Genomic DNA, 24,057 nt, shown 5'->3' with positions numbered 1-24,057 from the left:
CGGGCACAGCAGGCGTGACCGGCCGGTGCTGCAGTCCGCTGGGTCGTCGAGCTGAGCGTGCGCCCACGCCCAGCTTTGTTTCAGGTCGGGCAGCTGGTCGGGCGGCACGCTGATCTGCGGGCAGCCGCCATCGGTGCTGACTTGGTTGTCGGCGGTGACGGCGATGAGCACCAGCCAGGGCCGCAACCGGTTCTCGGCCGGCCCGGTACCGCTGGGCGTCGGGGTCGCAGTGACCGGTGAGAAGCGCCACGGCAGGTCGGTGGCGGCGAAGTCGATAAACGCGAAGTGAGTGGTGTTGCTGCCCGCGGTATCCGGCGATGGAAAACGACGCACGATCTGCGCGGGATCGATGCCCACGACGTCGCCTGGGCCCAGCAGCCGCATGTTTCCTTGCGGGTTTCCTTGCGGCGCATTGATTCTCGTCGAGTCGCCAAGATTGCTGGTGAGTTGAACGCCGACCTGCAATGGGGGGTCGATGGGGGGATAGCTCGGCGCGATGGGATCGTTGTTCGCGTCGTCGGGCGGCAGCGCACCGGCAGCGGCGGGCTGCACCCACGACGCGAAGTTCAGCGGTTCGCTCATCGCCGCTCCCAGGTGGGCGACGCCATTGGTCCGCGGACTGCGGTTGCGGGGGCGGTCGCCGGCGGCGGTGTCTGGAGCACGCGGATGGGGTTGCCGGCAATGGTGTTCGCTACGGCAGGTCCGCGGGCGGGCACCAAAGCCGCGAGACCGCTGATCGGCCACAGTGTGCTGCCGGTCGAGGAGGGACCGTTCACGATGATGTCATCCCACGCCTTGGACACTGGCGGCTCGACAAGGCTGCACATCAGTCCGGTTGGGGTGATTTGAACGCCGGCGTGATAGCTGCTGAACCCGTTGACAGTGAGTTGTTGTTCGACAGGCAACGCCCTATAGGCGCCGTCGGCGAAGTTGTCGGAGACCGTTGCCGTTGGCGGCCCTTGTTGATCACCGAAATACACCGTGCGGATCGAAAATGTCGGACTGGGCTGAACTGTTTGACCGGCATATCGCTCGATCGAAACCCCCAGCGGCACCAGACGTTCGGCGACCTGCAGCCCGCCGCCGGGGTGAAGGACCTTGGCCGCTGCGAGGTCGGCGTGGGCGGTGGGCGTCAGGGTGACGCCGTCGGCGATGGTGGCGGGCGGGCGAATGGTCCACGATTCGGGTCGGTTCAACTCGGCGATCAGCAGTTGGTCAACGTTAAGTGGCGCAGGCGGCGCGGGCGGCGGCGCGGAGCCAAACGTGGCGTCGATCGGCAGCTCGATGCTGAACCACAACACTTCGACCTCTCCGCTGCCGTGCAGATGCCAGGGCCCGGGCCCGCTGAGTGATCCGGTGAAGGCAACGCCGCAGAGGTTTTTGCTGAACACTTCCACGGACAACGCGATGTGCACGTCGACGAGGAAGTGGAACTCTGGTTTCCAGTCGATCAGGGCGTCGAAGCTGAAGTTGCCGTGCAAGCCGCAGCCGGCGACACTTGCGTTCAGGTCCACCGCGGCGCCGACTTGAACGCTGGAGGTCGTGACGGCGACGTAGCAGGCCAAGCGCAGTTCGATCAGTGCCAGCATCATCGTCATGCTGACGCGCTGCAGGGGCGGCACGTTGGGTGGCGGGGTGAAGGCCGGGTGAAAACCGCCGGCCGAGAACACAAAGGTCGCTTCCGGACCACCACGTATCAGCAGGAACAGATCCCCGGTAATCGGGAAGAACAGAATGCGAGACCCGTTGAGGCTGGCTACTATTCGGACCTCAGGTACGCTGGGGGTCACGATGGCCGCGATGCGGGCCTCGAGGTGAATCATCGCGATGTCGTCATCGCCGTCCTCGTCGAAGGGTAGGTCGACGAGGAGCCGGCCGATCAGCGATATCTGCAGCGGATTCGGCAACTCGATGATCAGCATCACGTCTGCCGTGAGAAGCCCTGCCCCCCAGGTGATTTCCAGCATGGGACCGACGACCACCTGGCCGGGACTGTCGGGGAACAACGCCGGGAGGTTGGCGATGATGCGGGCAGAGTCGTCCTGGGCGTCGCCAGCAGACAGAAGTTTATCGATGGAGCCGTCCAGGATGGCCGCGGTCAATGCGTCGCGGTCGCTTCGCCGGTTGACGGCCAGCACCCCTCCGACCCCTGAGACCGCGAACCCGAACCCGATCTGGATCCCCGGTGGTGGAAAGCGGGCGCATAATACGATAGCCAGCGACAGTGGCTCTTTCGGGCCGATGACGGCGTAGGCGTCGATGGCCATTGCCGCCATGGCTAGTTGCAGGCCACCCGACCAAGACCCGTCCGCTGCGGACACCACTTCTCCGCTGCCACTGATGGCCGGCAGGTCGAGACTGAGCGAACCGCTCGGCGTCAGTGTCTGCCAAGTGGGCAGTGCAAACGTGAAACCCGTTGCGGTGGGTCCGAACTCGATGACCGTGATGTCCTGTTCGATGCCGCTCACACAGATGGTGATCCCTGGGAGGCCAACGGTCACGTCGGCAACGACGCCCGCCTTGATGCTGAAGACCGGATCTGGACCCCCGCCGCCGTCGCCGAAGGTCGCCGACAGCGCAAAACCGAGCTCCACGGGGAGGTTCTGGTCGTCGGTCATGGCGCGTGTCGCCTAGCTGCCCAGGCTAAATGACGGTGGAACGCCCTGCTGGATGACCAGAGACGGGTTGTAGTGCACGCTGATGTCACCGAGCTTGGCTAGCGACGCCAATCCGTCGCCCAGTACTCCTTGTGGTGTCAGCGTGCCGCCAAATGGCCCCAACCCGGCCTGCAGACGATAGTTGGGATCGGATGATCCCAGCTGTAAGGATGCCGACAACCCGCCGAGTGACAAGTCGTAGACGGGGGTCTGCTGGCCGGACCAGCCCGGAGCCCACGAGACGCTCACCGCGGCTGACACGCCGGCAGGTGCTACGGCTGCGGGCGGGTGATTAAACGGGTATTCCCATGTCCACGTGCCGGTTCCCTTGCCCGACAACGTCGCTGCCAGCCGCAGTGACGGCGGATAGGAAATATCATGAGTAAATGGTTTGGCCACATTGACCCACACACCCTGACTGAGACCGGGACCGCTGTCGGTCACCGCCAAGCCGACGGTCAGCACGGGCGGTGTGGGTGGTGCCCCCCACTGAGCGTCGGGTGAGTAGTTCAGGGTCAGCATCTTCGCCCAGCCATCAGGCTGGGCGGCGCCGACCCACACCGACGGTCGCAACGGCTGTTCAATCCTGAGCATCACGAACACCAGCAGTGACCACCAGTCCAGTGGATCGCACTTCCCGCGCAAGCTATCCACCACATCATCGGGCAGCTGGCTGGATTGTCCGCTGAGAGCAGGCAGCCCATTGAAGAGGTCCTGCAGCACAGAATTTGGGTCTTGTTGTGCTTGCGTGACAGCGTAGTTGAGCATGGATGCCAGAGAGGACGCGAGTGACTGCGGATCGCTGGCATCCATCGGCTCCTCATTTCCGCGCCCAACGCACACGGCAGCTCAGAGCCGAAACTTTACGGCGTTCAGTTAGCGGGCGCGGGATTTGAGACAAAATGTTCACCCACGCAGCAAGGGCTTAGCTGATGGCGGCGAGAAGGCCGAAGAGTGCGGTGTGCACTTCACGCTCCACCTTGGGATATTGTTTCGTGAAGACAGGGGTAAAGCCGCCGTCATCATCGACGCTACGCGCGGAAGTGACGCGCTCATAGCCGCACTCCAGCGTGAACGCGTAGGTGGTGTCGGGGTTCGGGTTCGGGTTCAGGAATTGCTGGCCGAACGTGTAGTCATCGAAAGCGCCTGTGGTGGGGTACAAACCGATTGACTGCTTGGCCGTGTAGGTGGAGCGTGCCACGGCTGTCGAATCGGACCCTGCCGAACGAGCAATGGCGGTGACCATCGAGTCCGCCAGCTCGCGCAGCTTGTCCAATAGCTGGTGGCGCGGGTCTGGGCCACCGTTGGGGACGTATTCGCCGTAGACGCTCCCCAACTTTCCGTCACGCTGGTGGTCGTAGGCGGTGTTGAAAAACGTTTGGGACGCGTTGGTGCTTTGGTCGATCTCCATCCCCCACGGATACAAGATTGTTCGGCCCAACATGTGAACATCAACCAGGTACCGAATACGTTGTTGGGCAACCAGGTTGATCAAGTTCTGGGTCTCAGGCTCGGTCGATGCGAGGCTCGGCGGTGGTGCCTGGGTGTAACCACGGAATACCGGAGAGCAGGGATCTTTCGACGTGTTGACCTTCAATGCCGCTGCAGCCGTGTAGTAGGTGTCAGCATCCCACGCTAGGGGAAAGTTGCGGTTGATGTCCACACCGGGGCAGTTATCGTCGTCGCGTCGGTAATTCTTGCGCCAGAATTTATGGTCGTCGTCGTTTACCGACAGCGAGTAATCGCGGCCGTCGGGATTGGCGCATGGGACCACGAAGAGGCTGAATTTGTTCAGAATCCGTGTGACCGCGGCGTTGTCGATGGTGTACGGCTCGTAGGTGATGCCGCCGACATCGGTAAACAGTGGGTAGGTGATGTCGTCCGGCGTGTCGAACGCGATCAGCAGCTTGCTACAAAAACTGAGCAGCGCGTCGGGCGGTACGAGCTCGCAGCCGTGTACGCCGCCGGTAAATAGCACAGGAATTGTTGACTGCGGATTGGCCTGGATACGCAGCACCGGAACGCTGATACCGTTACAGGTCTGGTTGTCGAGGTAAAACGTGCCGCAGGTGATGGGGTGCTTCGATACTAAATCTTTGACTGCGCTGTCGATCGATGATGAGTCCCTGTAATCCATGGCGTGTCTGTCTGCTACTCGTTTTGTTCCTGCGGGGCGTCCCAGCGCTCCTGCAGGATGTCGTGATCAGCGAGTATGGTCACGGTCACGTCAATGCCTGAGTTCTGCAAGTCCGATATCGCTTTCTGAGTTGCGTAGGCGATGACTGTCCAGGTGTCGTCGTCTTGTTCGATAGCGCTCCCGCGCACCAAATTGATGCCATCGGCGGTGGCAAGAGGGCTCAGTGAGTCGGCTGATCCGGTGATCAACACACCGGACACCGGACCTGCAGGGCTACTCATCGAGGACTCCGCCTAATCCGGAGTGACGAGCCCGGTGGCTAGCCACGGTTCGAACGTGAAAACTTGCGAGCCAACCCATCTGGGTGCGCATCGGGACCTGGGCGCAGTCGAAGTTCCGGGATTCGATCATGCGCAGCACCCCTTTCGTTGAAAGGTTTATAGCAGCGCGGTGGCGTGTTCGGGACGGGTTTGAAGTGAACAGTTACCGCACGATCACAGGGTCGCAGCGTCGCAGAAGGTGTCACTATGTGCTCAAGTAGTTGAGGATGGCGGTGCGCACCAGAAACGACATGGCGTTTTGCGCTGCAGCGGTGTTGGCGACGTTTTGCCAGACCACAAGGAACTGAGTGTCGGAGTCGTCGTGCCTCAGTATCGTTGCCTCTGAGGCAATTTCGGGACCAGCCTTCAGATTCCCGAGCCCGATTTTGCAGTGCGTGATGGTGAATCCGTCGCCGATCCCGGTGTAGCCAGGCCGCGCATCAGTGGTCATCCAGGAGGAGTCGCCGACCGACTGCGCATCCGAAAGCAGAGTGAGCATCTCAGCGCTGATGCCCTCGTCGCTGCGCTCGTCGAGGGTGTCGGCTTCGATCAGCAATGCCAGAAAGCGGGTCATGTCGATGGTGGTGGTGGCTTGGGCTGAGGGTCCGTCATTGACCGAGGGGATGCGCACGGCTGGCATGGTTCCGAGGAAGGTGCCGGCCAGCCAGATGCCGGTGTTAGCTGACTGGTCGAATAAGCCCCCGTTGGAGACCAGTCCGTTGATCCAGCTGTAGCCCAGCGCCTGGATGGTGGCGGCGGCTTGGTTGTTGTTGCTGTCGACGATCATGCCGCGCATGTTGGTGGCGAAGGTGGTGCCAAACGTCAACTGGCAGCCGCCGTTCGGTGCGGACTGGGGTGCGGCGAACACGGCCGAGTACGTCGGTACGCGCATCGCATGGGTAATGCCAGGCGTATTGAGTAGCAGCGGAACTGAGTTCTCGATGTCTTGATCGAATTGGTTCTGAAGATCACTGAACACGGTGGCGGCATCACAGCTGGCTTCGTTGGCGGCGATCTCGCCGGCGCTTTGCCGTAACTCGAAGGCGGCCAACATAGCCGAGACCTTCAGTAGGCTCGCCGAAAAATACATGGCGGTATCGCGCAGTCCGGCATAGGCGAATGTCGGCGGGTCAGAGTCATCGGAGTTCTCAACGGCGGCCACCGAGACCGCCGCGGTGGAATTGACTGCGACCGAGGGGAATTGGGTGGCGGTTTGGGCCGCGGCCTCGGTGAGCGCTTCGGCCATGGTGTCGTCGGTGGTCAGCAGGTCGGGGTAGGTGTCCGGGAAGAGCATGGGTTCTCCTCGCATGAGCGCGGGCCGCCGAGGGTGCTCGCCGCGCAGTGGGGTGCTGACTATGGATCCCTCACTTCCACGCTGATCAGGTCGGCAAGCGTTGACTGTTCTGGTGGTTCCCAGGGTCGGTGTTGAAAGAGCTGCACGGTGGTGGTCCCGGAGGCGACTCCGATGAAGGTGGCGATTTCGGGGGCGCTGGCACCCACCGGCGGTAGCGGCGAATTTGGCGCAAGTCCCCGCGTCCATTCGATGTCGACGACACCGTCGTTACCGGTGATCTTTGCAGCCCATGCGTATCCGGTGACGCCGAGTCGGGGCAACTCGACAGCAACGTGTTGCCCCACGGACAGGACAAGGTGTGTGGGAATGGCGGTCATGGCGCCACGGCGAGGTTCGCGGGTGCGGCGCGTGCCACCGTTTTGTCCATAAAGCCACCTCATCTGGTGTGACAAGCCAGAATGCTACTCGCTGGCAGTCATGAGTGCGGGTTCATCAGCGGCCAACTATCGAGGAACGGGAGATCCCGATGGGTCTTGATCTCGAGGCATTGCAGCAAGACATTCGCCGAGCCGGCCTGCGCTGGCAAGCCGGCGTCACGGACAACACTGATCATTCCGAGACCCTGATGGGCTACCGCCTGGGCGCGGTACCGCCATCGACCAGCCTCGCCGAACGCGAACTGCGGGCGCGCTCACAGCCTCGGCCGCAAGCAGATTCCGGGGCCGGCCTTCCAGCGAGCTGGGATTGGCGCAACAGCGGGGGCTTTAATTACGTCACACCGATCAAGGATCAAGGGTCGTGCGGGTCGTGCGTGGCGTTTGGGACGATCGCGACGTTCGAATCGCGTGTGTTGATGGCGCTGGCCAATCCTTCTGCCGGCGTGCAGTTGTCCGAAGCCCACCTCTTTTTCTGTTACGGGCCGTCGAACGGTGCGGTCGCGTGCCCGGTGGGCGGCTGGTGGCCCGACCAAGCTTTCGCCTGCCTGCCCTCCGGCGTGGTTCCCGAAGACTGCTTTCCCTATACCGCCGCGAATCAGGCATGCAATCTATGCCCGGATGCCAACAACAAGCTGACACAGGTCAGCGCCACCCACATCGTGTCCGCAGTCGTGGACATGCAACGCGAGTTGGTCCTTAACGGTCCGCTCACCGCCTGCTTCACGGTGTATTCCGATTTTTACTATCACTACACAGGTGGTGTGTACGAATACAATTCGGCCACCTCGGGTGCGGCGGTCGGCGGCCACTGTGTCAGCATCGTCGGCTACTCCAATGCCCAGCAGTGCTGGATCGCCAAAAACTCCTGGGGCCAGAACTGGGGAGAAGGCGGATTCTTCCGGATCGGCTACCAAAACTGCGGTATCGACGCCGAAATGTGGGCGATCGATGCACCCATCAACTCTGCCGTCTGGCCCATCCCCGCGCCAGACCCGCCACCCCCGCCTCCGCCTCCCCCGCCGACAGAGATCGACTACCCCGCCACCTGCAGTATGTGCACCCGCTGCCACGAATATCGATCAGCCGCCAACGCAACCAAATGCGAAAACTGCGGACACCCCGCATCTGCGCACCGCGCTCAGTAAGCCACCTACGCACTGAATTGCGGCGTTCGGCCGTCGACGTGGTTGAACGGCCTGGTGCACACCCATACAGGTAAGACCGGTGAGCGAACCACGACGGCACCGTCTGAACTACTTAGGAATCCGCCGAAGTCTATTGTCCGCAAACTAACAGGACGACCGGTCTGCAGCGTCGGCAGCCAAGGTCAAAGGAAGCGGATGCTCGAAGCGTCCCATGTTTCAAGGTTGCGTCAGGCCTTATAGGCAAGCGCGGAAGCCGCCGCCGAGCTCGGCTTATGCAGCGAGGATTTTCAAGCCGTCGCGACACGCCGAGATCTTGCGAAAGTAGGTAGGCGTGTCCTGTCAGTCTTTCCCGCATCTCGACAACGTAGTTCTTTTGACGGCGAAATGCATTGTCTCTCTGACCATTTAGATGGACATTGCTGGTGATTCGCGCGCCTTAGTGAGCGGGCGCAGATGACATCACGTGAGAAGACTTGCATCGCCGCAGTTCAAGGGATCGCGATATGACACCGGAGATGAGAACCTACAGTCGTCATGGTCGGCGCGCTTCGAGTTCTCCGAGCGGCCGGTGGGCTTCGAAGAGTCGCCTTAGCTGTCTGGCATCACCTAAGGTTCAGCGGTACTCCGGCGTCGTGGAAGACGTCCTGTATCGCATCGAACAACGTGCGCTGCCCGCGGCGCACATCTTTGAGATAATGCTGCGACAGCGCGCTGTGTTGCCATTCGAATTCGTATGGCCGATTTTCGGGGTGCCGAATCCGCCCCGCAGGCAGTCAGCCAATGCGTCGAGATTGCGTCCGAAGTATCCGCCGGGGCCATTGACCGAGGACCCGATCTCGCGATAGAAGTCATTGGCCGACTTGATCTTTCGGCCGTCGATTCGGAAGATCACAGGTAGGTTTGCGTCTGGCTCTCGCGTCATCGTTGCTTTTCCGCGTCAGTAACCAGACAGAATGAGTCGTAGTGGTCGCCGCTGTAGAAGTATTGGGTCGGATCGGCCAGCGGCGCTCCGCCGGTGACGATGCGCCTCAGCGACCGGTCTCGGGCACGCGGGGTGATCACGGTGTACTCGTGGTAGTACCCCCTGCGCTGCCTGGGCAGATGACCCTCGCGGTTAACAAACACCGCACCGTCACTGCGCGGAAACGGGAAGGGGCCGCCTGCGTGGATGCGCCTCACGGTGTCGGCCACCTCGGGCGGCAGGGTGGACATCGGGCACGTCGACTCGCTGACTCCACTGGCGGTCGTCGGTGCCGGGTGGGAAACATGGGTGCGCGTCAACATCCATCCGCCGAAGATGACGATGAGCGCGACAAGCGCGACAAGTGCCAACCTGCGTCGACCCATCCGCGCTCCTCGCTGCTTGGTAGAGCTGCCAAGGGCTAGCGGAAGCGGACGTTCAACGTCGCCAGACCGAAGATCTTCTTGCCGCCGGACTTCGCGGCGACGATGACGACACCGGTGCGGGTATCAGGGTCCAGGGACTTGATCCGGCCGCTGAACTCGATGTCGGCGCCCTCGGCGGCCGATACGATCGCGGGCGCAGACAGCCGCGCCGCGTAGCGGGTAACCGCGCCGGGGTCGCCCGACCATGCGGAGGCGAATCCGGCACCCAAACCCATAGTGAGCATTCCGTGGGCGATCACATCGGGCAGCCCGGCCAGCTTGGCGATGTCCTCGTCCCAGTGAATCGGGTTGGCGTCGCCGGCCACACCCGCGTAGTTCACCAGGTCGCCGCGGGACAGTCGGGTGTGGTGCACCGGTAGCTCGTCGCCTACCGCTACGTCATCGAAGGACGGCGTCCCCGGCGTACGGGTGGTGTCCTCGGCGATGCGTATCTCGCCTTCGGGGCGCACCGTCTTCTGGTACTCGGATTCGCCGATTCCGAAGATGTCAACGTCGTGCATCATCGTCTTCTGCACGGCCGTCTTGATCGCCGGATCGACGTCCTCTGCTGTGAGACCGACAACGGTGGTGTGCAGGGTGTGCACCCGCTCGCCGGCGGTGTCGGTGAAGGTGTTGGTCACGGTGATTAGGTCTCTGCCGGCGATTCGTCGCACCGACGTCAGTTCGACGTCGACGTGCAGTTCGTCGCCGGCCACGATCGGGCGGTGCTGCTCGAAGACTTCTTCGGTCTGCATGTAGGCGTCGTAGCCGACTACCACCTGCTCGAACATGCGGCGATTGCAGGTCATGCCCGGGGTCGACGTGAACGTCATCGGCGCCACCAGGCCCGAATAACCCAGCTCAGCGGCGGCGGCGACGTCCCAGTGCGCGGGGTGATAGTCCTGCACTGCGCGGGCGTACTCGCGTACCTTCTCGCGGCCGACCAGGTAGGTGCCGTCCATCTGGTAGTAGTGGCCGACCCGCGATTCGAGCGCCGACGCTTCTGCTGGTGCAGTCATGAATGTGTTCAACTTTTCTGTCGGCCTGTTCGCTGAGGCCGACCACAGCACACTAACGGGCGCACCGCGGCAACACACGGCGATCTGGCTGGAGCTCCCTACTGGTGCGCGGCGCGGGCTAGGTCAACGGCGTACTGGTTCATGAAGTGGCCCGGCCCCGGTTCGCCTCGTCCGCATGATCCGTCGGAATCACCGGGACGCTTGATCCAGAGGTAGGCGTCAGCATGCGCACCCGCGGTAGCGGTCGTGGGCGGGGCGCCGAGTGCCCGGCCGCTGGGATTGCACCAATTGAGCGGGGCGTCGGGCGCGGGTCCGGCGCCGTTGCGCGAGGTGTCGACCACGTAGTGCGCACCTTTTGTGAGCGCCGAAACCGCTTCGCCGTAACCGATTTCCTCATCGGTTGTGAAGAAATTTGAGGTGTTGAGGCTGAAACCCCGCGCGTGGTCTACACCGACCTGGTTGAGCCTGGCTGCGATTTCGTTTGCGCTCAACCAGCGTGAGTGCCCTCCGTCGATGTACACGGCAGCGGCCGGATTGCGGGTCAGCGTGTCAACGGCGTAGCGAATCAGGCCGTAGCGTTCGTCGCGTTGGCCAGGCGATAGACAGTCGGCCATGTCGAGTGCATCGGGTTCGACGATGATGGCCGCTGGCGAGGACCCCACAGCGGCTGCGACGCCGTCGATCCACTGGCGATAGTCTGCGGCCGTCGCGAATCCACCCGCTGCGAAGCTCCCGCAGTCGCGGTGTGGAATGGCATAAAGCGCCAGCACCGGCATGCTGCCGGCGGCCTGGGCCGCGCCGACGTACCCGGCGACCGCAGCGGAAGAAACCCCCGGGTCGACCCAGTGCGCCTGCGGTGTGTTGGCGATCGCGTTGAGTTCTGGACTCGGCGGATTGGCGTTATGTGCGGCGGCCGTGGCCGGCGACGTGGGGTCGACGTAGAAGGGCTTTCCGGCAAACGGGTTTGCGTCGTCGACTAGGAGGACCGCCGGGGCGGGACCGACCTGCGTCGGGGCGGCATAACAACCCATGCCAAGAACGCTCGCAACCGCCAAGAAGGGGACAATCCACCGCGCGACTGCGCTGGCAACTGAGGAGACCACCCGGAAAACATATTGTTGCGAAGCAATAAGCGCCAGTCCGCAACGACAAATAGACGTCGCGGACCGGTGGCGTTAAGACGGCGGGAGCGCCTTCTGCGCTGACGCGCAGAAATGATCGGGTCGAGCGAAATCATGGACCGCCAGCGGCCTGCAAAGCCGTATACACGGGTTCGAGTCCCGTCACTCGCTCCGCGAAAGCTGAGCAGCAAGCAGTCGGCCCGGCCAGCGCCGAACGGCACTAGTTCGGAACAGCGTTGTGCGCGCCCGCCAGTGGCCGGAGGACTATTCCTACTCCAAGCCGTGTTGCTGCTCGGGTGAGTAGGAAGCCGAACCAATGAGCACGCAACAGCTGCACTTCAATGCATTCATCTGGCCCAACGGCTATCACGAAGCCGCGTGGCGTCTGGTCGACGACGACGTTCGCAACGTCCTCGGCATGTCCTACTACACGGATATCGCACGGATCGCTGAACGCGGCTTGATGGACTCGATTTTCCTGGCCGACAACATCGCCATCGCGGAATACCGAGCTACATACCTCCCTCAGACGCAATTCGACCCAATTTCGGTGCTGTCGGCGCTGGCAGCGGTCACCAGCCGGATCGGGCTGATCGGGACGGGCTCAACGACCTACAGCAAGCCGTGGGATCTCGCCCGCCGATTTGCAACGCTGGATCATCTCAGTGGCGGTCGCGCCGGCTGGAACATCGTCACCACCGTCACGCCACTGGCGGCGGCAAATTTTGGTGAACGGTTTCATCCTGAGCGTGCCGATCGGTATGCGCGCGCCCACGAATTCGTCGAGGCCGCGACGCGTGTGTGGGACAGCTGGGCGGACGACGCGGTCATCGGTGACCGCGAACGCGGCGTGTGGGCAGACCGCGGCAAGTTGCACGCGCCGCGCTTTCACGGCCAGTACTACGACGTCGAAGGGGTCCTGCCCTTTCCCCGCAGCCCCCAGGGGCACCCGGTGCTCGTTCTAGCAGGGCAGTCTGCAGCAGGCGTCGGGCTGGCCGCGCGATACGCCGAGGTGGCGTTCTCCGGGCCGCCATCGCTCGACGCCGCGGTTGCCTTCCGGGCCGATCTCCACGCGCAGGCCGCAGCCGTAGGCCGTAAGCCCGACCAGGTGCTGGTGTTGCCCGCGTTGATGGTGACGCTGGGCGGCACAGTGGCTGAGGCTCGGGCACGAGCACAGCAGCTCGAAGACCTGGCAAGTCCGGAGTTTCGATGGCAAAACGCCTTATACACGGCCGGGCTCGACCCAAATGCTTTCGATCCGGACGTTCCGCTGCGCGCCGAGCTCTGGGCAGAGCAGTCGACACCGTCAACCCGCGCCGAGCAGCTCTATGCGGCCGCGCGTGCGCGACCCGACGCTTCCTTGCGTGAGATCGCCCAGCAAGTGGCTGGCGGCGCGGGGGGGATGCATTTCATCGGCACACCCGAGCAGCTGGCCGATTATGTGATCGCTTGGCAGGACGCGGGTGCGGTCGATGGATTCACGTTCATGGGATCGACACTGCCGCATGAACTAACGGCGTTCGTCGATCATGTCGTGCCGATCCTGCAGCGCCGTGGCCGATTCCGCACCGAGTACACCGGCCAGACGTTGCGCAATCACCTTGGGCTTACGCGGCCGTCCCGATAGAAAATCCGCGTGCCCACAGAGGTGTCACATAAGTTTCAGCGTTACCCCGGCATCGTTGAAGACTTCTTGTATCGCATCGAACAATGTGCGCTGCCCGTAGTGCACGTCGCTGAGGTAGTGCTGCGATAGCGCGCTGTGTTGCCATTCGAATTCGTAAGGCCGATTTTCGGGGGTGCCGAATCCGCCCCGCAGGCAGTCGGCCAGTGCGTCGAGATTGCGTCCGAAGTATCCGCCGGGCCCGTTGACGGAGGATCCGATCTCGCGATAGAAGTCGTTGGCTGATCTGATCTTTCGGCCGTCGATTCGGAAGATCACAGGTAGGTTTGCGTCTGGCTCTCGCGTCATCGTTGCGTTCCCGCGCCAGTGACCAGACAGAACGAGTCATAGTGGTCGCCGCTGTAGAAGTATTGGGTCGGATCGGTCAGTGGTGCTCCGCCGGTGACGATGCGTCTCAGCAACCGGTCTCGGGCACGCGGGGTGATCACGGTGTACTCGTGGTAGTACCCCCTGCGCTGCTCGGGCAGATGCCCCTCGCGGTTAACAAACACCGCACCGTCACTGTGCGGAAACGGGAAGGGGCCGCCTGCGTGGATGCGCCTCACGGTGTCGACCACCTCCGGGGGCAGGGTGGCCATCGGGCACGTCGGCTCACTGACACCACTGACTGTCGTCGGTGCCGGGGCGGAAGAATGGGTCCGCGCTAACGCCCATGCGCCGAAGATGACGATGAGTGCGCAGAACGCGATAAGTGCCAACTTGCGTCGACCCACCTGCGCTCCTCGCTTCCGGGTTACATACTGACGCCATGGACGTGACGAGACGGCGATTCTTCATCACCGCAGGCGTGACCGCGATGTCGATGGTCACGATAGGGGCCTGCGCCGCGGGTACGACGTCGGCATCGCCTGACACCGGCTTCGTCGTGACCCACACCGACGCCGAGTGGCGAAACCTGCTTACCCCGGCCCAATACGACGTGTTGCGTAACGCAGGCACCGAGACTCCGTACACGAGCCCGCTCAATGACGAACACCGTCACGGCGTGTTCAGCTGCGCGGGTTGCGCGCAGCACCTCTACTCCTCGGACACTAAGTTCGACAGCGGCACCGGCTGGCCGAGCTTCTGGAAGGCCCTGGACAACGCGGTGCTCGAACGCCCAGACACCAGCCTAGGCATGATGCGCACCGAAGTTCTCTGCAGCCGATGCGGAGGCCACCTCGGCCACGTGTTCGACGACGGACCGCAGCCGACCGGCCTGCGGTACTGCATGAACGGCGTCGCCATGACCTTCGAGGCCCTCTGAGCCCACCACGCTGAATCCTGGGCGACGAACGGCTCGATTTCGGATACATGGCAACCTACGGCACATTCACGGCGCTGCTTGTCGACGGCGTCCGTCGGCGGCGTGGCCATCCGGCTGTCTTGCCCGCAACTGTGATTGTTGCCGTCGTCGCCGACGCGATAGAGGGAGTCTCGTTACTGAACGTACTTCGCCGCACGCGAGTTGCCGTTGACGCACGGCGTGCGCAAGTCGCCGCTCTGATCAAGTTCGCAGTCCTTGCGGGCGCGCTTGGATACGTTGCCGCGGATCGTTTCGCGTCCGATGCTCAGCGGGAAGTTGACGACGCTAGTGCCGCAGATTGTTGAGCTGCACCTCGACGTGCAGGGCGCTGGCGGCGGTCTTGTAGCTCTCGACCACACCCTCGAGCCGTGCACTGGAGCCCTGGAAGCAAGCCCAGTCAAAGACGGCCTGACATACGTGGTCGGCCAGACTGCGCAAGATGCCATCCCGAGGAGGGTTGTCGATGACCCTGATCGCGGCCGTGCAGACCATTCCCTTGTCGACGTTGTCGCCCTGTAGTGCCCGCTGAGCCAGTGTCAGGAGGTGTCGGGTATGTCCGCCCTCGAAATCCATGTATCCCTCTTGCTTCGTAAAAGCACTAGATCGGCCGAGTGGTAAAGCTACTCAACAATCAGTACGTGTCGGCCACGTTCCGGTAACAGAGATACATCGGTCAGGACCGAAAACGTTGGCGTAGTAGCTGGTGGCCGCTGTGGATGTAGATCCGCAAACTTCGTGTTCAATTCTGGCTTGAAATATCCACGACACCTGACACGGCGATTTAGTTGTCGCGTTCGCTACCCACCGCTAAGTTTGAGGCGCGGTTGGGGTGGGGATTTCAGGAGATTTGGGGAAAGAGAACGCGAATGCCCGGCGATCGGGATGAGGACTGCCGCGAGCGGCTGGTCGATGCCACCCTGGATCTCTGCATGGGCCAGGGGTACGACGCCACCACCGTGGATCAGATCGCCGCCGCGGCCGACGTAACGCCAGCTGACTTTGAACGCCACTTCGCGACTAAGGATGCGGCCATCATGTCGGTTGTCGATGACCTGCTGCAGGCCACCGCCGCGGCACTCGGCGACGTTCAGGCCGACGTCGACCCAGAGCACGCGATGCTGATCGCGACCATCGAGTTGTTGGGCGCGATCATCGATTTGGCCGCGGTGTCATAACGCGTGATCGAATGCTGGCGATGGGGCGCGTCGTCACCTCAACCTCGCATCTGCAACAGCAAGCGTCTGCAGTCCGTAAGCGGGTGCTGACGCAGGCGCTCGCGGGCCGGATGGGATTCGATTCCCAAGATCGGCGGGTGCAGCGCGCGGTAACGATGTGGTCGGCCATCGCAGCCGGCGCCTACATCGGCCAGCTTCACATGCCACCCAACTACGATCCGCGCCAAGATGATTGGCCATCGGAGCGAATGGTGGCGAACCTATCCGAGACGTTCGCAGAAGTCATGGGCGAGGCCCCGTGGCAAGAGGATGACTGATTAGGCGCGCCGCACAGCATGCACAGCCGATCACGATTACGGCTGGGTGGCCGGGGAGATGAGGGCTTTCATGACTCGGCCGGCGCGAAGCGCGTCGAACGCGGTCAGCGCATCGGTTAGTGGACTGATGACCGTGGTGAGGTCCGCAACGGCGATTTCTCGAGCGGCCAGTAGCTCGATAGCGCGGTCGAATTCGTCGGTGTAAATGTACGAGCCCCGCACCGTAATCTCTTTGAGCAGGATCGTGGCCGAATCCAGGCCAGGGTCGGGTCCCGCCCCGACCACCACCAGGATGCCGCCGGGGGCCAGCAGCTTCAGTGCGGTAGAGGTCGCGGCGGCGCTGCCCGAGCACTCGAGCACGACATCGACCTCCAGTCCGCTGGTGTCGGCGTCGGCGGCGATCGACACCGCATGGGAACTCTTCGCGAACTCGGCCCGTTGCGCGGCGGGCTCCATGAGAAGGATTCGTGCGGGCGATCTGAGGTGAGCGAGCCTGCAGGCGAGCTGCCCGATTGGACCGCCGCCGGTCACTAATACCGTCCGCCCCGACAGCTCGCCGGCGAGGTCCACCGCTCGCAACGCGGTCGCCGTCGGCTCGACCCAGGCCGCCTCGAGAGTCCCCAGCTCGTCAGGGATTCGGCGCAGGTGTCCGGGGAAGACAGCCATCAGCGGCGCCAGCGCTCCATCGGCCTGCAGGCCTAGCGCCGTCTCCAAGGTGGCTTGTCGACAGAAGTTCGGCCGCCCTGAGCGGCAGTACACGCACGTCCCGTCCACGTTGCCGTTGGGGTTGACCGCAACCCGCTGGCCGATCGCCCAGTCTGCGACGTCGTGGCCGACTGCCGCGATCCGACCGGTGGACTCGTGTCCGAGGATGCAGTCACCGCGGTACACCTGCGGCAGCTGGGGGGCGTGCAGATCGCTGCCGCAGATGCCGCACAGATCGACTTCGACGAGGACCTGATCGGGTCGCAGCGTGGGGCGTGGTCGATCCTGTAGTGCGATCCGTCCGTCAGCGGTGAGTACCACCGCGGGCATTGTCACGTAAGCGAATACGGCCCGAGACGGCCCCAGGCCACGATGACGGCGAGCGTAAGCAGCACCGCGTTGACCGCGATCATCGGCGCTTCTTTGCGCCGAGCGTGCACGACGGCCGCACCGACCATCGTCAGGGCGAGCCCGATTGCGGCCAGCGGCACCAGGATCGGCGCTATGTGCAGCGCGGCCGGCAGGATTAGCCCGATTGCGCCGAGGATCTCGAGGACCCCGATGAGCCGTATTGTGGACTGGCTGAAGTCCTGTGCCCAGCCGAAGCCGGACGCCACGAGTTGCTCCTTGGTGCGAAGTATCTTCATCAGCCCGCTTGCGGCGAAACCCACCGCAAGGACGATCGCGATAATCCACAGCGCTAGGTTCATCCAGACCTCCTCATTGTTTTCATGTTTAACACTTGTCAGCCGAATTCCTGGTTGAGGACTTCGATCTCGCGGTCACTCAACGATAGGCCGCCCGCGGCAAGGTTCTCGGTTAGGTGGCCGCGAGTGCGGGTTCCCGGAATCAGCAGGACGTTCGGTGCGACGGCCAGCAACCACGCGAGGGCGACCTGTGCGGCGCTCGCTTCGTGGCGATCGGCGACACCGGCCACGACCGAGTTGTTCAGGATCTCGTCGCGCTGCGCTGTAGGAAAGCCCAACGGACAGAACGGCACGAACGCGATCTCCCGTGCGCAACACTCCTCCAAGACGGGCAGGCTCTCACAGGCCGCGAGATTGAAGAAGTTCTGCACGCAGACGATTTCGGTGACGTCCAGCGCCCGCATCAGGTGGGCGCGGCTGACATTGCTGATCCCAATTCCGCCGATCAGTCCCTTGTCCCGGGCTGTGACCAGCGCGCCGAGCTGATCAACGAACCGGGCATCGGGTGCGGCGTTGTCGAGCACCCGTAAGTTGACAGCGGTAAGTTGCTCGACTCCCAGTGTCGTGAGGTTGTCGTATATGCCGGACAGCAGCTGGTCGGGTTCGTCGTAGGGCAGCACCGCTCCCGAATCGTCGCGGCGGGCCGCCACCTTGCTGACCAAGGCTAAACCGTCGGGGTAGGGGTGAAGCGCCTCACGGATCAATTCGTTGACCACCCCTGGCCCGTAATACTGCGCGGTGTCGATGTGATCGACCCCGGCCTCCACCGCGGCCCGTAGCACTGCGATGACTTCATCACGGTCCCGTGGCGGACCGTAGACGTTGTCTCCGGCCAGCTGCATCGCGCCATACCCGACGCGCCAAACCGCCTTGTCGGCAAGGGGATAGCGAGACACACGGTTAGGCATAAATTGGCGCAACGTCGAAGTAGACGCGGTACGCGTCGATCTTGCCGGCAGCGTCGAGATGGAAAATCGTCACACACGGGATGGTGACCTGCTGACCGTCCTTGCGGTCGTAGGTGACTTTCAGCTCGACGATCGTGTCTCGGTCGACGTTCCATTCCCGCACGACCTCGTGGTGCAGGCCGGCGATCGTGTCGTAGAAGTTGGTTAGGCCTATATGGATCTCCCCGATGCCAACCAGCGGCTGGCTGTTGCCGAACACGACCCGTCCATCTTCAGCAAAAAGTGGGGTCAACGCAGCAACGTCCATCGCGTCGACCAACACGAAGAGGTTGAGCGTCTGGGCACGCGTTGTTGCACGCATAGGGGTCCCTCTCTCACAAGGGGGCAGCGTGGCAACCACGATACGTGATACATCATGTTACTCGCAAGATGGCCGTGCGGTGGAATGCATATCAGGGCACAGATGGTCTAGCCAGCGAGCGGGCAGGACCTGGACCCGTCAAGCGCCGCCCTCTAGCGTCGGCAGCTACTCATCAGGGAACCGGCGGCAAGGAGCTATGGAAATTCAAGTGTACGTGGATGTGTTCCAGCGCCGCGGTGAGCGGCGCAAGCAGCTCGTCGGGCAGCGGGTCGAAGAACAGGCGCCGGACCAACGCCACGTGACCCGGAGCTGCTGCGTCGATCGCGTTGCGACCGGCCTTTGTCAGAATCGCATCGGTTGCCCTGCGGTCATCCTGCGATGGAACCCGCTCAGCGAGGCCGCGTTCGCATAACCGGCGCAGCTGATGCGATGCGCGGCTGCGTTCCCAACCGATCAGCGCCGCCAGGTCAGAGACCTGCAGGCGGCCGCCAGGCGCACCGGTTAGCGCATTCAGAACGTGGTAGTCGGCAAGAGACAAATCGCTGTCACTCTGCAGCTGCCGATTCATCTCATAATTCATCCGCATCTGCACGCGCATGAACGCGCGCCAGGCTTGCAGCTCGGCCGGCGACAGCCAAGGGCCCTGATCGGTCTTCCGGCGCTGACTACGTGACACTTCGGCTATTCCTTCTCCGGCTATCCGCCCAGGATATCCAGATCACCGCCGGAAACCCCTTCGACGCGTCGCGACTGACCGCCGCCAGTAGGGCATGACCGGGAGCGAATACGAACATCAGCGCCGCTTTTTAAATGATATATCACGTATAGTGATGAGGCCAAAGCGGGCGGGAAGGACTCACGATGACGGAGACCATCAGTCGCTTGATGGAAGCGAATTTGCTCGGGGTCTTCAACGAACGCGACGCGGGTCGCCGGGCTGCGATGATCAACACCATCTACTCCCCTGATGTGCGATGGACGGACGACGAGGGGAGCACGGTCGGTCGTGAAGCCTTAGACGCCAAGGCAACAGCGTTGCAATCGCAAATGCAAGGGCTGGTATTCACCAAAGCAGGTCCTGTCTACGAAACACCTGGGACTGGGCTACATGGCATTTGAGCTGGGGCCGCCAGGAGGCGAGCCAGTGGTCTGCGGGTTCGACGTGGCCGTCGTGCGCAGCGGGCTCATCTCCGAGCTCTATACCGTCATCACGGGTCCGCGCGGTGACGGTCCGTCGCAGCTGTTGCAGGCCTTCATTGGCTACCTTCGGGCACGGCCCACCGCCGTCGATTCCGGAAGCGCCGTCACCGCCGCGGCCCGCGATCAACGCTTGGCGCTTCCCGAACGAATCGCTCTGCTCTCGCCGTTGGCTGACCTGACTTTCGGCGGCGCCTCCATCGAGCAACGTAAACACCTGGACCCGTTGGTTACCCGTGAGATGCTCGAATCCAGCGTCGTCGACTACCTTGCCGGGGCGGATCCGCGCGACCCCCGTTGCTCTGCGATCTTCGCCGACATGCAGGGTTTCCCCCCGATGCTCATCCAGGTCGGTGAGAACGAGATTCTCTACGACGATGCCACCCGTATCCGAGATGCCGCCACCGCGGCTGGTGTCGACGTGTCCTTCGAGTCTTGGCGACACGGAATTCACGTCTGGCCGGTCTTCATCTCGGCCGGGCTACCAGAGTCCGCTGCGGCCGTCGAACGCCTGGCCGCCTTTTTCAAGACTTAGCTTAGTGATTGGCCAGTGGGTTGGTGGCTTGCCATGGAGTCGGGATGAGTACTTCGACGCCTGCTCGTTCGGCGAGCGGGAGTAGCCGGTTCATGGTGGCGTTGAAGTCATCGGCCAGATAGGGCAGCGGGCGCAACGGGTGATCCAGGGTGCGGAAGAAGTCGTCCCAGTGCACCAGGATGATCCGCCGCGCTCCGGTGGTGACGACGACCTCGTCCCAGTAGGTGTTGATGAACTCGTCTGATTGTTTACCCAACAAGCCGACGCCAAAGTAGATGACGTCAGCGCGGTGCCCGGCTAGCGCTCCGGGAACGAAATTGGCGCTGGCGTGAATCAGGATCCGTCCCTGGGGATGGTTGACCAACACGGAGTAGCAGGTGGCGCTCTTCCACGTACGGGTGCGCGCCGGCGGGACGAGCGGCTCGGTGACCACACCGGGGGAAAGGTCGCCGGGACTGTGTACCGAATGGACGAAGGTCAGCTCGAAGTCGTTGTAGGACAAGGTTTGTCCGTCCGTGACCACTTTCAGGGAGGTCTCGGGTACGTTCAGGCCACGTCCGATGTTGGCGGTCGATTGCGAACCGATGAGGTCGGCACCGGTCTCGTTGACCCAGATGGGTGCGTCCATCGCGTGGTCGTAGTGCGAGTGTGCGCAGAACACCGCGGCCAATGAGCTTGCCACGTCGAGGCGGTCGATCGCATCGCGAACGAATTGGCGATTCGGGTTGATCTTGCCGAACTGCAGACTCAACAGCCCGGGTCTGGTCACGAAGCCGTCGGAGAGGATGGAGGTGTTCTGGTCACTGAGTAGCACCGAGCTCGTCCCGAGGAAGTGCGCCTTCAGCCCCGTGGTCGCCGGCTCCGCCGGCCGCTCCAGGTACTTCCGGTAGCGGTCTAGCCGTGGATGAGCGAACGGCAGGTGGCGTCCTGGCTTGATGTGCTGAAGCAGCGATCCGCACATATCAGACCCCGTCCGTGTGGTGTTTCCTGCTGGCAGCGTCGTTGGTGGACGCTGTCATTATGGCAACGGGGATACGTAACCTCGCTCAATAGCGGGAAAGTCCGGAAGCGACGGAAGGTGCGGCATTGGATGAGCCAGCGACCCCTCGAGACGACCACCGATACGTGATCATTGGTGCCGGTGCGATCGGCGGCACCCTGGGCGCGCTGCTGGCCCGGGCCGGTGCTGCCACGGTGCTGGTGGCACGGGGTCGACACGCGGAAGTCTTGGCGATCGCGGGCATGACGTTGAGAACGGCCGACGGTACCTTCCACACGCCGGTCACCGCGGCGTCCGGGCCCGAGCATGTGCGGTTGACCGATCGCGACGTGCTGGTCTTCGCGACGAAGACCCAGCAACTCGACGCGGCTCTCCAGGAATGGGTGGACCAGCCGGTCTTTGGGCCGAACGGCCCAAATGACCTGGTCGGGACCGCGGGTGAGCGCCTGCCGGCGATGACCGCCCTCAACGGTGTTGCCGCCGAGGAGAAAGCGCTGCGCTACTTCCGGCGGGTATTTGGTATCTGTGTCTGGTTGCCGGCGGTGCACCTCGAGCCCGGGGAGGTGATCGTGCGGGCGTGGCCGGTGGCAGGCCAGTTCCACATCGCACGGTGGCCAGCGTCGATCAGCACGCAGGACGACGCCGACCTGTTGTCGGGCCTCGCCGAGGCGTGGACCACCGCAGGGATCCGGGTGCGTACTCCCGACGACGTCGCCCCCTGGAAATACAACAAGCTGTTGAGCAACCTCGGCAATGCTGTTGGCGCCCTGGCCGCCGAGGCGGCTGACACAAGCGCGGTGGAGGCCGCGCTGCGCAGTGAAGGTGAGAATGTGTTGCGGCACGCCGGAATCGAGTGGGTCTCGTTCGAGATATCCACGGCCGCGCGGGCGGACGGACCGAGTGTCCGCACGGTACCCGGACGGAATACCGGGGCGAGCAACTCCACGTGGCAGTCGTTGAGCCGCAACACCGGCAACGTCGAGACCGACTTCTTCAACGGCGAGATCGTCCGGATCGCTCACCGCCATGGCATCACGGCACCACTGAATGCCGCTGTAGCACGCGTGGCGCGTTCTGCGGTCCGCAACGGCCTTGGGCCAAGCCGTTATTCGGCGGCAGAACTCGCCCAACTGTTCAGGTGAACACAAGCTGGCTCAGCACGCCTGAGTCACCTAGGTGCCGACGGCTGCCGACGATGTCGTGGCAGCGCTCGTCCCGGCCGGTGTGACGCTTGCTTGGTGGCCGCCGCCGCTGTCGCCACCCGTACCGCCTGAGTAGTCGGTGTCTGCTCAGGCGGTCACGCGACGGATGCCCAGTGTTTGTCTGCTGGTCACCAGAGGGCGGGCTGGGTCTGCAAGCCTTGATACCGACGCTCCGGGAGACCAGGAGTCGCCGCGACTCGGGAAGGGGCCGTCATGACGGAACATTTGCGCGCTTACAACAGTCTGTGGCAGGTCCGCAGCGACTCGTGGTGTCGCTTGGAGGAGGCCGCTGACCGGCTGACGCGCTCGGACACCGCGGGAGAACTGAAAGAAAAATGCGTGGCAGCCTGCCAGGAATTACTGGCTCGCCTGGGCACATTGGAACCCTATTGGGCCTACCCCGGCTCGCCGCAATTCGCGCGAGTTCAGCGACTTTTTGCCACAGGCAGTTACGACAAGTTCTGCCAAGCGGTTGCGCGGGTTAACCGAGCGCTGACCACGGAGTCGTACCGCTCCGGCGACGTGGAGAACGCCGGCGCCGACGAGCTGGACATGTTTCCGTCCGATCCGCGCACGCTCGAGCGTCAGACAGAAGCAGAGCGCGACCGCCCCTATTTCGAAGTGCTCGTCGTCGAGAAGATGACCGAAGCCCAAGAACACGCGCTGCGCAACGAGGTCCGCAAATGGCGACGTCCGGACGACGAATTCGTCTACGAACTTGTGGTGGTGGGTAGCGGCGACGAGGCTCTCATCGCGGCACGGCTGAACGTGAACCTGCAGGCCGTGGTGATCCGGCGGCGCTTTTCGCACCAATCGACTCGGGATCTGTCGTCCCTGTCGGAGTTCGTCGATGACGGGGTGTCGCACGAATTGGCCGATCATTATTCGCCCGAGGAACGCGCACAGATCCTCGCCACATCCATGGCGAAGTTGCGCCCCGAGCTCGACCTCTACCTGATGACCGAGATCGAGGTGGAGGACATCGCCGGGCGCCTGGGTCAGTATTTCCGCAGGGTGTTTCACGCCCGGGAAGGCATGCTCGAGTTGCACCTGTCGATCTTGCAGGGCGTGGAGGCGCGCTACCGCACCCCGTTCTTCAGCGCGCTCAAGCAGTACAGCCACCGGCCCACGGGTGTCTTTCACGCCCTGCCGATTTCGCAGGGCAAGTCGATCGTCAATTCGCACTGGATCAAGGACATGGTCGGCTTTTACGGCCTGGAAGTGTTCATGGCCGAGACGTCGGCGACGTGCGGCGGTCTTGACTCTCTGCTGGAGCCGACCGGTCCGCTGCGTGAATCCCAGCAGCTCGCGTCGAAAGCGTACGGCTCGCGGCACACGTACTTCGTCACCAACGGAACATCGACGGCTAACAAGATCGTCACCCAGGCGCTGGTGGCGCCCGGCGACATCGTGCTGCTGGACCGCAACTGCCACCAGTCGCACCACTACGGCATGATGATGGCCG

The 24,057-nt window shown here is 63.2% G+C and carries 27 protein-coding genes and 2 pseudogenes; 9 read left to right on the top strand and 20 right to left on the bottom strand.

The annotated features are described in order from the left end of the window. The 7 genes and pseudogenes from ACLQI9_RS16360 to ACLQI9_RS16330 form a co-directional block, all read right to left on the bottom strand. A pseudogene (locus tag ACLQI9_RS16360) lies at nucleotides 1–582 on the bottom strand (hypothetical protein); the annotation flags it as partial. After that, the gene (locus ACLQI9_RS16355) at nucleotides 579–2,618 is read right to left on the bottom strand and encodes a DUF6603 domain-containing protein (RefSeq protein ID WP_442381082.1); all 2,040 of its coding nucleotides are present in this window, start codon (nucleotides 2,616–2,618) and stop codon (nucleotides 579–581) included. The gene ACLQI9_RS16355 and the pseudogene ACLQI9_RS16360, both read right to left, overlap by 4 nt. 12 nt (nucleotides 2,619–2,630) lie before the next feature. Beyond that, nucleotides 2,631–3,470, bottom strand: coding sequence for a hypothetical protein (locus tag ACLQI9_RS16350; RefSeq protein WP_442381080.1), 840 nt, complete (start codon nucleotides 3,468–3,470; stop codon nucleotides 2,631–2,633). Between the two features lie 112 nt (nucleotides 3,471–3,582). Further along, nucleotides 3,583–4,794 (bottom strand): M14 family zinc carboxypeptidase, encoded by a 1,212-nt coding sequence (locus ACLQI9_RS16345; RefSeq protein WP_442381078.1) that lies wholly within the window; start codon nucleotides 4,792–4,794, stop codon nucleotides 3,583–3,585. A gap of 14 nt (nucleotides 4,795–4,808) precedes the next feature. Beyond that, nucleotides 4,809–5,075 (bottom strand): hypothetical protein, encoded by a 267-nt coding sequence (locus ACLQI9_RS16340; RefSeq protein WP_442381076.1) that lies wholly within the window; start codon nucleotides 5,073–5,075, stop codon nucleotides 4,809–4,811. 244 nt (nucleotides 5,076–5,319) lie between these two features. After that, nucleotides 5,320–6,408: a hypothetical protein gene (locus ACLQI9_RS16335; RefSeq protein ID WP_442391929.1), complete on the bottom strand. Its 1,089-nt coding sequence runs from the start codon at nucleotides 6,406–6,408 to the stop codon at nucleotides 5,320–5,322. Nucleotides 6,409–6,467: 59 nt separating this feature from the next. Further along, nucleotides 6,468–6,785, bottom strand: coding sequence for a protease inhibitor I42 family protein (locus tag ACLQI9_RS16330; RefSeq protein ID WP_442381072.1), 318 nt, complete (start codon nucleotides 6,783–6,785; stop codon nucleotides 6,468–6,470). A 104-nt stretch (nucleotides 6,786–6,889) separates the two neighbouring features. On the opposite strand from ACLQI9_RS16330, the gene ACLQI9_RS16325 reads away from it, so the two are divergent. Beyond that, nucleotides 6,890–7,990 carry a C1 family peptidase gene (locus tag ACLQI9_RS16325; RefSeq protein WP_442391928.1) on the top strand — a complete coding sequence of 367 codons (1,101 nt, stop codon included), beginning with the start codon at nucleotides 6,890–6,892 and terminating at the stop codon, nucleotides 7,988–7,990. Between the two features lie 613 nt (nucleotides 7,991–8,603). On the opposite strand, the gene ACLQI9_RS16320 is transcribed toward ACLQI9_RS16325, so the two are convergent. The 4 genes from ACLQI9_RS16320 to ACLQI9_RS16305 all read right to left on the bottom strand — a co-directional run bounded on the left by ACLQI9_RS16320 (nucleotide 8,604) and on the right by ACLQI9_RS16305 (nucleotide 11,534). Further along, nucleotides 8,604–8,912 carry a barstar family protein gene (locus tag ACLQI9_RS16320; RefSeq protein WP_442381068.1) on the bottom strand — a complete coding sequence of 103 codons (309 nt, stop codon included), beginning with the start codon at nucleotides 8,910–8,912 and terminating at the stop codon, nucleotides 8,604–8,606. Further along, on the bottom strand, nucleotides 8,909–9,337 hold the full coding sequence (locus tag ACLQI9_RS16315; protein ID WP_442381066.1) for a ribonuclease domain-containing protein: 429 nt from the start codon (nucleotides 9,335–9,337) through the stop codon (nucleotides 8,909–8,911). Before ACLQI9_RS16315 ends, ACLQI9_RS16320 begins: the two co-directional genes overlap by 4 nt. A gap of 35 nt (nucleotides 9,338–9,372) precedes the next feature. Continuing rightward, nucleotides 9,373–10,395, bottom strand: a complete 1,023-nt coding sequence (locus tag ACLQI9_RS16310) for a fused (3R)-hydroxyacyl-ACP dehydratase subunits HadA/HadB (protein ID WP_442381064.1) — start codon at nucleotides 10,393–10,395, stop codon at nucleotides 9,373–9,375. Between the two features lie 98 nt (nucleotides 10,396–10,493). Then, the gene (locus ACLQI9_RS16305; protein WP_442381106.1) at nucleotides 10,494–11,534 is read right to left on the bottom strand and encodes a glycoside hydrolase family 6 protein; all 1,041 of its coding nucleotides are present in this window, start codon (nucleotides 11,532–11,534) and stop codon (nucleotides 10,494–10,496) included. 298 nt (nucleotides 11,535–11,832) lie between these two features. On the opposite strand from ACLQI9_RS16305, the gene ACLQI9_RS16300 reads away from it, so the two are divergent. Then, nucleotides 11,833–13,143 (top strand): NtaA/DmoA family FMN-dependent monooxygenase, encoded by a 1,311-nt coding sequence (locus ACLQI9_RS16300; protein ID WP_442391927.1) that lies wholly within the window; start codon nucleotides 11,833–11,835, stop codon nucleotides 13,141–13,143. A gap of 24 nt (nucleotides 13,144–13,167) precedes the next feature. Here the strand turns inward: ACLQI9_RS16300 and ACLQI9_RS16295 are convergent, their stop codons facing one another. Both ACLQI9_RS16295 and ACLQI9_RS16290 read right to left on the bottom strand, forming a co-directional pair. Next, nucleotides 13,168–13,488: a barstar family protein gene (locus tag ACLQI9_RS16295; RefSeq protein WP_442381060.1), complete on the bottom strand. Its 321-nt coding sequence runs from the start codon at nucleotides 13,486–13,488 to the stop codon at nucleotides 13,168–13,170. Continuing rightward, nucleotides 13,485–13,913, bottom strand: a complete 429-nt coding sequence (locus tag ACLQI9_RS16290) for a ribonuclease domain-containing protein (RefSeq protein WP_442391926.1) — start codon at nucleotides 13,911–13,913, stop codon at nucleotides 13,485–13,487. The genes ACLQI9_RS16295 and ACLQI9_RS16290 overlap by 4 nt, the downstream gene beginning before the upstream one ends. A 35-nt stretch (nucleotides 13,914–13,948) precedes the next feature. Here ACLQI9_RS16290 and msrB point away from each other — a divergent pair, with 35 nt between their 5' ends. Further along, nucleotides 13,949–14,446 (top strand): peptide-methionine (R)-S-oxide reductase MsrB, encoded by a 498-nt coding sequence (msrB, locus tag ACLQI9_RS16285; protein ID WP_442391925.1) that lies wholly within the window; start codon nucleotides 13,949–13,951, stop codon nucleotides 14,444–14,446. A gap of 324 nt (nucleotides 14,447–14,770) precedes the next feature. Here the strand turns inward: msrB and ACLQI9_RS16280 are convergent, their stop codons facing one another. Next, nucleotides 14,771–15,058 carry a hypothetical protein gene (locus ACLQI9_RS16280; protein ID WP_442378464.1) on the bottom strand — a complete coding sequence of 96 codons (288 nt, stop codon included), beginning with the start codon at nucleotides 15,056–15,058 and terminating at the stop codon, nucleotides 14,771–14,773. 293 nt (nucleotides 15,059–15,351) lie between these two features. Here ACLQI9_RS16280 and ACLQI9_RS16275 point away from each other — a divergent pair, with 293 nt between their 5' ends. Then, nucleotides 15,352–15,660 carry a TetR/AcrR family transcriptional regulator gene (locus tag ACLQI9_RS16275; RefSeq protein ID WP_442378463.1) on the top strand — a complete coding sequence of 103 codons (309 nt, stop codon included), beginning with the start codon at nucleotides 15,352–15,354 and terminating at the stop codon, nucleotides 15,658–15,660. Nucleotides 15,661–15,680: 20 nt separating this feature from the next. Further along, complete coding sequence (locus ACLQI9_RS16270) at nucleotides 15,681–15,977, top strand: hypothetical protein (protein ID WP_442391924.1); 297 nt, start codon at nucleotides 15,681–15,683, stop codon at nucleotides 15,975–15,977. A gap of 36 nt (nucleotides 15,978–16,013) precedes the next feature. On the opposite strand, the gene ACLQI9_RS16265 is transcribed toward ACLQI9_RS16270, so the two are convergent. From ACLQI9_RS16265 to ACLQI9_RS16245, 5 genes are all read right to left on the bottom strand, one after another. Continuing rightward, the gene (locus ACLQI9_RS16265) at nucleotides 16,014–17,003 is read right to left on the bottom strand and encodes a zinc-dependent alcohol dehydrogenase (RefSeq protein WP_442378461.1); all 990 of its coding nucleotides are present in this window, start codon (nucleotides 17,001–17,003) and stop codon (nucleotides 16,014–16,016) included. A gap of 11 nt (nucleotides 17,004–17,014) precedes the next feature. Then, nucleotides 17,015–17,392, bottom strand: a complete 378-nt coding sequence (locus ACLQI9_RS16260) for a DoxX family protein (protein ID WP_442378460.1) — start codon at nucleotides 17,390–17,392, stop codon at nucleotides 17,015–17,017. A 35-nt stretch (nucleotides 17,393–17,427) separates the two neighbouring features. Beyond that, the gene (locus ACLQI9_RS16255; RefSeq protein WP_442378459.1) at nucleotides 17,428–18,285 is read right to left on the bottom strand and encodes an oxidoreductase; all 858 of its coding nucleotides are present in this window, start codon (nucleotides 18,283–18,285) and stop codon (nucleotides 17,428–17,430) included. A gap of 4 nt (nucleotides 18,286–18,289) precedes the next feature. After that, nucleotides 18,290–18,658 (bottom strand): nuclear transport factor 2 family protein, encoded by a 369-nt coding sequence (locus tag ACLQI9_RS16250; protein WP_442378458.1) that lies wholly within the window; start codon nucleotides 18,656–18,658, stop codon nucleotides 18,290–18,292. Between the two features lie 172 nt (nucleotides 18,659–18,830). Continuing rightward, nucleotides 18,831–19,334: a MarR family winged helix-turn-helix transcriptional regulator gene (locus ACLQI9_RS16245; RefSeq protein ID WP_442378457.1), complete on the bottom strand. Its 504-nt coding sequence runs from the start codon at nucleotides 19,332–19,334 to the stop codon at nucleotides 18,831–18,833. Nucleotides 19,335–19,519: 185 nt separating this feature from the next. On the opposite strand from ACLQI9_RS16245, the gene ACLQI9_RS16240 reads away from it, so the two are divergent. Together ACLQI9_RS16240 and ACLQI9_RS16235 are read left to right on the top strand one after the other, a co-directional pair. Further along, nucleotides 19,520–19,777 carry a hypothetical protein gene (locus ACLQI9_RS16240; protein WP_442378456.1) on the top strand — a complete coding sequence of 86 codons (258 nt, stop codon included), beginning with the start codon at nucleotides 19,520–19,522 and terminating at the stop codon, nucleotides 19,775–19,777. Next, complete coding sequence (locus ACLQI9_RS16235; protein WP_442378455.1) at nucleotides 19,767–20,390, top strand: alpha/beta hydrolase fold domain-containing protein; 624 nt, start codon at nucleotides 19,767–19,769, stop codon at nucleotides 20,388–20,390. Before ACLQI9_RS16240 ends, ACLQI9_RS16235 begins: the two co-directional genes overlap by 11 nt. 1 nt (nucleotide 20,391) lies before the next feature. Here the strand turns inward: ACLQI9_RS16235 and ACLQI9_RS16230 are convergent, their stop codons facing one another. Then, nucleotides 20,392–21,351 (bottom strand): MBL fold metallo-hydrolase, encoded by a 960-nt coding sequence (locus ACLQI9_RS16230; protein WP_442378454.1) that lies wholly within the window; start codon nucleotides 21,349–21,351, stop codon nucleotides 20,392–20,394. Between the two features lie 125 nt (nucleotides 21,352–21,476). On the opposite strand from ACLQI9_RS16230, the gene ACLQI9_RS16225 reads away from it, so the two are divergent. Beyond that, nucleotides 21,477–22,532: a ketopantoate reductase family protein gene (locus tag ACLQI9_RS16225; RefSeq protein WP_442391923.1), complete on the top strand. Its 1,056-nt coding sequence runs from the start codon at nucleotides 21,477–21,479 to the stop codon at nucleotides 22,530–22,532. Nucleotides 22,533–22,805: 273 nt separating this feature from the next. Further along, a pseudogene (locus ACLQI9_RS16220) lies at nucleotides 22,806–24,057 on the top strand (ornithine decarboxylase); the annotation flags it as partial.

The sequence above is a fragment of the Mycobacterium sp. genome (genome assembly GCF_052143115.1).
Classification (GTDB): Bacteria; Actinomycetota; Actinomycetes; order Mycobacteriales; family Mycobacteriaceae; genus Mycobacterium.
Note: the sequence above shows the minus strand (reverse complement) of the source record. Positions and strands in the feature narration are given on the sequence as shown.

Bases quoted from the DNA above. Each gene is read 5' to 3' on its own strand.
- ACLQI9_RS16355 (WP_442381082.1), bottom strand. From the start codon at position 2,618: ATGACCGACGACCAGAACCTCCCCGTGGAGCTCGGTTTTGCGCTGTCG.
- ACLQI9_RS16350 (WP_442381080.1), bottom strand. From the start codon at position 3,470: ATGGATGCCAGCGATCCGCAGTCACTCGCGTCCTCTCTGGCATCCATG.
- ACLQI9_RS16345 (WP_442381078.1), bottom strand. From the start codon at position 4,794: ATGGATTACAGGGACTCATCATCGATCGACAGCGCAGTCAAAGATTTA.
- ACLQI9_RS16340 (WP_442381076.1), bottom strand. From the start codon at position 5,075: ATGAGTAGCCCTGCAGGTCCGGTGTCCGGTGTGTTGATCACCGGATCA.
- ACLQI9_RS16335 (WP_442391929.1), bottom strand. From the start codon at position 6,408: ATGCTCTTCCCGGACACCTACCCCGACCTGCTGACCACCGACGACACC.
- ACLQI9_RS16330 (WP_442381072.1), bottom strand. From the start codon at position 6,785: ATGACCGCCATTCCCACACACCTTGTCCTGTCCGTGGGGCAACACGTT.
- ACLQI9_RS16320 (WP_442381068.1), bottom strand. From the start codon at position 8,912: ATGACGCGAGAGCCAGACGCAAACCTACCTGTGATCTTCCGAATCGAC.
- ACLQI9_RS16315 (WP_442381066.1), bottom strand. From the start codon at position 9,337: ATGGGTCGACGCAGGTTGGCACTTGTCGCGCTTGTCGCGCTCATCGTC.
- ACLQI9_RS16310 (WP_442381064.1), bottom strand. From the start codon at position 10,395: ATGACTGCACCAGCAGAAGCGTCGGCGCTCGAATCGCGGGTCGGCCAC.
- ACLQI9_RS16300 (WP_442391927.1), top strand. From the start codon at position 11,833: ATGAGCACGCAACAGCTGCACTTCAATGCATTCATCTGGCCCAACGGC.
- ACLQI9_RS16295 (WP_442381060.1), bottom strand. From the start codon at position 13,488: ATGACGCGAGAGCCAGACGCAAACCTACCTGTGATCTTCCGAATCGAC.
- msrB (WP_442391925.1), top strand. From the start codon at position 13,949: ATGGACGTGACGAGACGGCGATTCTTCATCACCGCAGGCGTGACCGCG.
- ACLQI9_RS16280 (WP_442378464.1), bottom strand. From the start codon at position 15,058: ATGGATTTCGAGGGCGGACATACCCGACACCTCCTGACACTGGCTCAG.
- ACLQI9_RS16275 (WP_442378463.1), top strand. From the start codon at position 15,352: ATGCCCGGCGATCGGGATGAGGACTGCCGCGAGCGGCTGGTCGATGCC.
- ACLQI9_RS16270 (WP_442391924.1), top strand. From the start codon at position 15,681: ATGGGGCGCGTCGTCACCTCAACCTCGCATCTGCAACAGCAAGCGTCT.
- ACLQI9_RS16260 (WP_442378460.1), bottom strand. From the start codon at position 17,392: ATGAACCTAGCGCTGTGGATTATCGCGATCGTCCTTGCGGTGGGTTTC.
- ACLQI9_RS16250 (WP_442378458.1), bottom strand. From the start codon at position 18,658: ATGCGTGCAACAACGCGTGCCCAGACGCTCAACCTCTTCGTGTTGGTC.
- ACLQI9_RS16240 (WP_442378456.1), top strand. From the start codon at position 19,520: ATGACGGAGACCATCAGTCGCTTGATGGAAGCGAATTTGCTCGGGGTC.
- ACLQI9_RS16235 (WP_442378455.1), top strand. From the start codon at position 19,767: ATGGCATTTGAGCTGGGGCCGCCAGGAGGCGAGCCAGTGGTCTGCGGG.
- ACLQI9_RS16230 (WP_442378454.1), bottom strand. From the start codon at position 21,351: ATGTGCGGATCGCTGCTTCAGCACATCAAGCCAGGACGCCACCTGCCG.